Consider the following 6,486-nt stretch of genomic DNA (forward strand, 5'->3'; position numbering starts at 1 on the left):
TGGTTGAGAGCTCGCTGCGGATGTGGGAGTACAACGGCTCCTGGAGCCAGGCGCCATCGCCAAACGGCGTTAACACGGTTGAGAACTACGTTTATGCGAACCTGACGAGCTTCAGCGTCTTCGCGCCCATGGCTGACACCCCACCCTCCATAACCATAGTCTCACCCTCTAATACCACTTACTCGTCCACCTCGATTGCTTTGAACGTCTCGGCTGACGAGGCGATCTCGGCCTGGCTGTACAGCTTGAACGGCGCCTCTAACGTCACTTTCACCCCGAACACCACGATAACCGCCTCCGAGGGGGCTAATAATATCGTGGTCTATGCCAATGACACCATGGGCAACTGGGGCTCGGCATCGAGGTACTTCACTGTCAGCCTGTCCTCTCCTCTGGATACAGGAGGAGGCGGAGGAGGTGGCGCTGCGGTTCCGCCGGGGCTCGTTGTTCAGGTGGTGGATGTTACACCAAAGGGTGTCGCTGATCTGGTGGGTCAGTTCCTCTACATCAGCAGGGAGTTTCATGTTGCTCCGGCTGAGCTCGCCGGGGTCCTTGGCAGCCTGGGCCATGTCCCCACCAGCGAGGTGATGGTTGAGGAGCTGGATATGAAGCTGGCGTCTCCTGTGAAGACGATTATAGGAGTGGAAGACCTGTATACCATAGCCACTGAGAAGGTCCTCCAGAAATACTCCATGGCGAATAGGGTTATCATTACCAGGGGTGACCTCGGAGTTGATTCCCTTGCGGCTGTTGCCTATGCCAGGGCATTGAAGGCGCCCATCCTATTGGTCAAGCCCGGGGAGATACCCATGGTAACAGGGGATGCTCTCAGCAGGCTAGGCGCGAAGGAAACCATTATACTCGGCGGACCCGTGGCGGTGAGCGATGAGGTAGCTGCATTGCTTCCCGAGGTTACGAGGATAGAGGGTGCAGATAGGTACGAGACCGCAGTGAGAATCGCAACGGCTATCGAGGAGGTGCAGGATATAGACACCATCGTCGTGACAGATGGTATTAATCCTGATTTAACCGCGGCAATGCTCGCGGATTACTACAGGGCTCCCATTGTCTACGTTAAGGGCGGTGAGGTGCCAGAAGCGACGAGGGAGTACCTCACGCAGCACAAGACGAACGGGGTGAAGAGGGTACTCCTCACAGGCATAACGGAGGAAGCAGAGAAGGCGATTAGGGAGCTCATGACGGAGTAAGGGAATCCTTCTGTTTTTTAGAGAGAAGTTTTGGGAGAGGGTGATGGGGCTGCCCAGATTCGAACTGGGGTCCACGACTCCCGAAGCCGCGAGGATGACCAGGCTACCCTACAGCCCCAAAAGTGGAAGAATCTCAAAAGTTAACAACATAAATATAAGCCTGTGCATCTGCAGGTAAGGCAATCGCCGTTGCCGTACACTCCTTTTGCCGAAATTGTTATATAGGCGGATGAGAAATGAAAGGAAGGCGGATGACATGGATATACGCGAGGAGCTTTCGGTGAAAATCGCAGGCGAGGTGGTACTCTCCCCCAGGCCTGCGATGACCCTGAAGAAGTGGCGTGAGGTGTTTGGGGTAACCCAGAAGGAGCTTTCACAGGCACTCGGCGTGAGCACCTCGGTGATAAGCGACTACGAGAGCGGGCGTCGCCGTTCTCCGGGTGTGGTTGTGGTTAAGCGAATAGTTGAGGCGCTTGTCAACCTCGATGAGCAGCGCGGTTCCAAGGTGCTGCGTGCATATGAACGCATGCTGGGCAACGAAATCAAGACCGACGCCATTCTCGACATACGTGAGTTTGCCACGCCGATGCGGGCTTCGCAGCTTGTTGACGTTACAGCCGGTGAGGTGGTCGCTAACCCCGAGCTTCTGGATAAGTATATCTATGGCTATACTGTGCTGGACTCTCCCCGCGCGATACTGGAGCTTTCGGCTGAGGAGTTTCTGAAGATATATGGACTAACCTCTGAGAGGGCGCTCGTATTTACCCGCGTCAGCAGTGGCAGGTCGCCCTTCATAGCCATACGTGTCTCCACAATAAAACCGGGCATTGTTGTGCTTCACGGGCTTAAGAGCGTCGACACCCTCGGGGTGAGAATAGCTGAAAAGGAGCGCATACCCGTTATACTCTCCCATCACAAGAGCAGCGATGAGTTAATAAGAGAGCTCAGAAGAAAAACAAGCTGAAAAGGTGAGGCAACGTGAAGGTTGGTATTACAGGTTACGGGGTTTACATCCCCAGGTACAGGATAAAGGTTGAGGAGATCGCCCGCGTATGGGGCAGCAACGCCAGGGTTATAAAATCCTCGCTTAAAATCGGCGAGAAGGCTGTGCCCTCGCTGGACGAGGATGCGGTGACCATAGCAGTGGAGGCTGCCCGAAATGCGCTGAAGCGAGCGCAGGTGGAGGGGGAGCAGATAGGCGCAATATACGTGGGCTCAGAGAGCCATCCCTACGTGGTTAAGCCCACAGCGACGATAGTTGCCGAGGCGATAGAGGCTACTCCTGACCTGACCGCCGCTGACTATGAGTTCGCATGCAAGGCTGGCACCGCAGGCGTGCAGACCTGTATGGGCATGGTCTCCTCCGGGATGATAGAGTACGGCCTTGCGATAGGCGCAGATACGGCACAGGGTGCGCCCGGTGACCCCCTCGAGTACACCGCCGCCGCAGGGGGTGCAGCCTTTGTAATCGGCAGAGATAAGCTTGTTGCGAGTATAGAGGCTACCTATTCTTACACCACAGATACCCCTGACTTCTGGCGGCGGGAGGGACAGGCCTACCCACGCCACGGAGGACGCTTCACAGGCTTGCCTGCCTATTTCAAGCATGTTTACAGCGCCGCCCATGGGCTTATGACGAGGCTTGGCCTCAAGCCCGAGGATTTCAACTATGCCGTATTCCACCAGCCAAACGGCAAGTTCCCCAGAGTTGTGGCCAAGAAGCTGGGCTTCGCCAGCGAACAGGTGGAGCCGGGCATACTGGTAGACAGGATAGGCAACACCTACTCGGGTTCTTCCCTGCTCGGGCTCGCAAAGGTGCTGGATGTGGCAAAGCCGGGAGACAGGATTCTGGTAACCTCCTTCGGTTCTGGTGCCGGAAGTGATGCCTTTGCAGTTCTTGTGGAAGACGCAATAGAGGAGAAGCGTGGCCTGGCGCCGGGTGTTGAGGACTTCATCGCAGACAGGAAATATATCGACTACGCGACCTATGTGAAGCTCAGGAAGAAGATAAAGGTGTAGATTATGAAGAGAGTTGCAGTTATAGGTGTGGGATTGACCAAGTTCGGCGAACTCTGGGAGACCAGCTTCTCCCAGCTCTTTGTTGAGGCGGGTGCAATGGCCATTAACGACGCTGGCATAGATGGAGGCGATATCCAGGCGATCTATGTGGGCAACATGTCAGGGGGGCGATTTGTTGACCAGGAGCACATCTCCTGCTTGATTGCGGACCACGCCGGCTTGACGCCGATTCCAGCGACGCGCGTCGAGGCAGCGTGCGCATCTGGCGGGCTGGCAATACGCCAGGGGGTTATGTCCATACTCTCAGGCTTCCATGACCTTGTGGTGGTGGGTGGCGTTGAGAAGATGACCGACGTGGTTACTGAGAAGACCACTCAGACCCTCGCCACGGCCAGCGACAGCGAGTGGGAGGCATTCATGGGGATGACCTTCCCGGGCTTATATGCCCTTATTGCAAGGCGGCACATGCATGAGTACGGCACAACAAGGGAGCAGCTTGCCATGGTGAGCGTGAAAAACCACAAGAATGCCATGCACAACCCCTATGCACAGTTCCATGCCAGGATTAGCGTCGAGGATGTGCTGCGCTCGCCCCTTGTGGCTGACCCGCTGCGCCTGCTGGACTGCTCTCCCATAACTGACGGCGCCGCGTGCGTGGTGCTGGCAAGCGAAGAGCGGGCAAAGGAATTTGTGGACAACCCGGTTTACATCACGGGCAGTGGGCAGGCGTCGAGCACAATGGCGCTCCACGACAGGCGGTGCATAACTGTCACCGACGCCACTGTTAATGCCGCAAAGGAGGCTTATGCAAGGGCAGGGCGCAAGCCGAAGGATATTCAGGTGGCGGAGGTTCACGATGCCTTTACCATTGGCGAGATTCTCGCCATTGAGGGGCTGGGCTTTGTGGAAATTGGCAAGGGAGGCAAGGCCACTGAGGAGGGAGAAACTGCAATAGGCGGGCGAATACCAGTGAACACCTCCGGCGGGCTCAAGGCAAAGGGGCACCCCGTCGGCGCTACGGGTGTTGCACAGGTGGTTGAGGTGGTGCTCCAGCTCAGAGGCGAGGCAGGGAAGCGTCAGGTTGATGCGGATGTGGGATTGACCCACAACGTGGGCGGTAGCGGCGGCACGGCGGCGGTGCACATCCTTGAGAAGTGAGGTGATATTATGAACAGCATCCCACGTTTCTGGCGCAACATGAAGAGCAGGTACAATCTCATAGGCAGGCGCTGCAGGCGATGCGGCAGGGTTTACTTCCCGCCGCGCAACCTTTGCCCTAACTGCAGAAGGCGCAGTGAGCTTGAGGATTTCAAGCTAAACGGCAGGGGCGAGGTGGTGAGCTATACTGTTATTCACACCCCGCCCGAGGGTTTTGACAGGCAGGCACCCTACATAATGGCGCTGGTGAAGCTTGAGGAAGGGGCGATGGTAACAGCACAGATAGTCGATGTTAGTCTGGAAGAGGTTAAAATTGGCATGAAGGTTGAGAGTGTCTTTCGCAAAATTCAGGAAGATGGAGAGGCAGGCTTAATCTACTACGGCTTCAAGTTTAGACCCGCAAAGGAGGAGTGAGAGATGGAAAAGCTGCTATGCACAGCTAACGATGAGGACTACGCAAAGGTAAACTGCCAGCGTGAGCGCGACTCCTGTAGGATGTGCTGCATCTACCATGTATGTGAGCACGGCTGGAGCACAAGAGAGGTGTGGCGCACCTGTGAGCAGTTCCTTGCCGGAACGTGCTTTTACAAGGGGTAGATTTTCCTTCTGAGGGCAACCCCTTTTGGTTTACTCCAGGGTTTCGGCAAGCATCCTTATCAGGCAGCTCTGGGTAACCAGTCCCATCAGTCTTTTCCCCTCCACCACAGGCAGGCGCTGGAAACCGGTGTCTCTCATTATCTCTGCAATCTTCTTTACCGGCGTCTCTGGGTCGAGTGCAACAATCCTGGTGCTCATTATTTCCCTGACCTTGAGCTCCTCTGCACTGCCACCGGTGAGGATTAGATCGCGGTGGGTTATCATTCCCAGAAGTTCTCCCTTTTCGACAACCGGCAAACCCCCTATCCCGTGAACTGTCATCTCAAGCATAGCGCGAGCCACGGATTCGGATGGCGAGATTGTCAGGGGCTCTGTAATCATTATATCCCTGGCGGTGAGTTTCCTCATAATCACACCTGCGCAAGGATTATATTTGCCTGGAGATATAAAACTTTAGAGGTGATATTTTGCTGGAGCCAAAGACTGAGATAAGGATGGTGGGGCACATTCTTGAAAAGGGGGTGATTTTCAAGCTGGAAAAGGCGCTCCGCAATGTGGATGTTGAGGTAATGCACGTGGAGGTGAGTTTCGCTGCACTCAAGGCGGGAATAGAGGAGAAAATGCCATCTATAATGCGTTTCTATCTTGTGGGCCCGGAGGAAGAACGTGAGAGGGCGGTGGAGATTATCAAAAAGCTGGCAGAAGAAACCGGCTGCAGAATCGACCACATTGCAGAGAGGCAGGCATGATTGGTGAGGGGTTTAAGATGAAGGCACAGGTTACCCTTACTCCGGTGGAGGCAAAGCGGCTGGTTGCAAAGGCGATTGCGAAGCACCCCAAGGTAAGGGGGGCGCTCAAGCATGGGGTGGTTGCAGTAGGGCTGGGGACGACCAATGCCTACGTGGTTGAGGAGATTCTCGGCGAGGAGCTTGAGAAAGGGCGGTATATCGCCGGCTTTGTGGATGCACGGGGCACATGTGTTGCGCCCAAGGCTGTGCGCCTCAGGGAGGTGGTCATTGAGAAGGGGAGGAGAATAGAGGAAAGTGTCACCTCTGTGGTAAACAGGATGAAGCCGGGAGATGTGCTTATTAAAGGCGCCAATGCGTTGGATGCGAGGGGCATAGCAGGTGTTATGCTTGCCAGTGAGGTTGGCGGAACAATAGCAAGCGTCTACGGCATCGCCAAGGCGAGAGGCATCGATATAATAATCCCTGTAACCCTGGAGAAGCTGATTCCGGGTTCTGTGGATGAGATTTCAAGGGAGGCGGGCATAGAGGTTATATCCCGCTCCACAGGCATCCCTGTGGGCATTTTCCCTGTGGCGGGAGAGGTGATTACAGAGATAGAAGCATTCGAAATTCTCTTCAAAGTTGAAGCCAGCGTGATGGGAGCGGGTGGACTCGGAGGCGGCGAGGGCTCAAGGACCTTCCTGCTGAAGGGCGAAGCAGAGAGGGTGGAAGAGGCTTTTAGGGCGGTGGAGGCGATCAAGGGGGAGAGCGCAGTA

The 6,486-nt window shown here is 55.6% G+C and carries 9 protein-coding genes and 1 tRNA gene; 8 read left to right on the forward strand and 2 right to left on the reverse strand.

Features of this window, described 5'->3' with window-relative positions; all coding sequences use genetic code 11:
* Positions 1-1,208: cell wall-binding repeat-containing protein (locus ACXJJW_RS10405; protein ID WP_456475680.1), on the forward strand; the 1,208-nt coding region annotated here is incomplete at its 5' end.
* Positions 1,209-1,252: 44 nt separating this feature from the next.
* On the opposite strand, the gene ACXJJW_RS10410 is transcribed toward ACXJJW_RS10405, so the two are convergent.
* Positions 1,253-1,326 (reverse strand) — tRNA-Pro (locus ACXJJW_RS10410).
* A 111-nt stretch (positions 1,327-1,437) separates the two neighbouring features.
* Here ACXJJW_RS10410 and ACXJJW_RS10415 point away from each other — a divergent pair.
* The 5 genes from ACXJJW_RS10415 to ACXJJW_RS10435 are packed head-to-tail and all read left to right on the forward strand — an operon-like array spanning position 1,438 to position 4,982.
* Positions 1,438-2,172, forward strand: a complete 735-nt coding sequence (locus ACXJJW_RS10415) for a helix-turn-helix domain-containing protein (RefSeq protein WP_456475681.1) — start codon at positions 1,438-1,440, stop codon at positions 2,170-2,172.
* Between the two features lie 14 nt (positions 2,173-2,186).
* Positions 2,187-3,227 (forward strand): hydroxymethylglutaryl-CoA synthase, encoded by a 1,041-nt coding sequence (locus ACXJJW_RS10420; RefSeq protein WP_456475682.1) that lies wholly within the window; start codon positions 2,187-2,189, stop codon positions 3,225-3,227.
* Between the two features lie 3 nt (positions 3,228-3,230).
* The gene (locus tag ACXJJW_RS10425; protein WP_456475683.1) at positions 3,231-4,385 is read left to right on the forward strand and encodes an acetyl-CoA acetyltransferase; all 1,155 of its coding nucleotides are present in this window, start codon (positions 3,231-3,233) and stop codon (positions 4,383-4,385) included.
* A 9-nt stretch (positions 4,386-4,394) separates the two neighbouring features.
* The gene (locus ACXJJW_RS10430; RefSeq protein WP_456475684.1) at positions 4,395-4,799 is read left to right on the forward strand and encodes a Zn-ribbon domain-containing OB-fold protein; all 405 of its coding nucleotides are present in this window, start codon (positions 4,395-4,397) and stop codon (positions 4,797-4,799) included.
* A 3-nt stretch (positions 4,800-4,802) separates the two neighbouring features.
* The gene (locus ACXJJW_RS10435; RefSeq protein WP_456475685.1) at positions 4,803-4,982 is read left to right on the forward strand and encodes a hypothetical protein; all 180 of its coding nucleotides are present in this window, start codon (positions 4,803-4,805) and stop codon (positions 4,980-4,982) included.
* A gap of 30 nt (positions 4,983-5,012) precedes the next feature.
* Here the strand turns inward: ACXJJW_RS10435 and ACXJJW_RS10440 are convergent, their stop codons facing one another.
* Complete coding sequence (locus ACXJJW_RS10440) at positions 5,013-5,390, reverse strand: CBS domain-containing protein (protein ID WP_456475686.1); 378 nt, start codon at positions 5,388-5,390, stop codon at positions 5,013-5,015.
* A 59-nt stretch (positions 5,391-5,449) separates the two neighbouring features.
* On the opposite strand from ACXJJW_RS10440, the gene ACXJJW_RS10445 reads away from it, so the two are divergent.
* On the forward strand, positions 5,450-5,731 hold the full coding sequence (locus tag ACXJJW_RS10445) for a hypothetical protein (protein ID WP_456475687.1): 282 nt from the start codon (positions 5,450-5,452) through the stop codon (positions 5,729-5,731).
* Positions 5,732-5,748: 17 nt separating this feature from the next.
* Positions 5,749-6,486: hypothetical protein (locus tag ACXJJW_RS10450; RefSeq protein WP_456475688.1), on the forward strand; the 738-nt coding region annotated here is incomplete at its 3' end.

It is taken from the genome of Candidatus Pyrohabitans sp., from assembly GCF_054014795.1.

Excerpts from the sequence above, each read along its gene's own strand:
- ACXJJW_RS10415 (WP_456475681.1), top strand. The coding sequence starts at position 1,438 with ATGAGAAATGAAAGGAAGGCGGATGACATGGATATACGCGAGGAGCTT.
- ACXJJW_RS10425 (WP_456475683.1), top strand. The coding sequence starts at position 3,231 with ATGAAGAGAGTTGCAGTTATAGGTGTGGGATTGACCAAGTTCGGCGAA.
- ACXJJW_RS10430 (WP_456475684.1), top strand. The coding sequence starts at position 4,395 with ATGAACAGCATCCCACGTTTCTGGCGCAACATGAAGAGCAGGTACAAT.
- ACXJJW_RS10435 (WP_456475685.1), top strand. The coding sequence starts at position 4,803 with ATGGAAAAGCTGCTATGCACAGCTAACGATGAGGACTACGCAAAGGTA.
- ACXJJW_RS10440 (WP_456475686.1), bottom strand. The coding sequence starts at position 5,390 with ATGAGGAAACTCACCGCCAGGGATATAATGATTACAGAGCCCCTGACA.